This window comes from Dactylosporangium sucinum (assembly GCF_014647515.1).
Taxonomy (GTDB): Bacteria; Actinomycetota; Actinomycetes; order Mycobacteriales; family Micromonosporaceae; genus Dactylosporangium; species Dactylosporangium sucinum.
Genome location: NZ_BMPI01000207.1, coordinates 462 through 796, shown reverse-complemented (window position 1 = coordinate 796; position 335 = coordinate 462). Strand labels below are relative to the sequence as shown.

The 335-nt window shown below is 75.2% G+C and carries 1 protein-coding gene; it reads right to left on the bottom strand.

Annotated elements, in window-relative coordinates; genetic code table 11:
- On the bottom strand, window positions 1–335 hold a 335-nt coding region (locus IEZ31_RS58100; protein ID WP_308429561.1), incomplete at both ends, for a putative PEP-binding protein.

Sequence of the window (335 nt, the reverse complement as noted above, 5' to 3'; positions counted from 1 at the left end):
GTGCGGCGCTCGCCGAGGAACATGTGCTCGGTGCGGCACAGGCCGATGCCCTGCGCGCCGAAGCGCCGGGCCCGGGCGGCGTCGGCGGGCGTGTCGGCGTTCGCCCGCACCGCGAGCCGGCGGGTCTTGTCGGCGTGGGCGAGGATCCGGTCGACGGCCCGCACGAGCGGGTCGGTGTGCGGGTCGAGCGTGCCCTCGAAGTACCGCACGACGGGCGACGGCTGGACCGGCACCCGGCCGAGGTAGACCCGCCCGGTCGTGCCGTCGATCGAGATCACGTCCCCCTCGGACACCACGGCGTCGCCCACCGTGAACCGTCCGTCCTGGACGTCGAT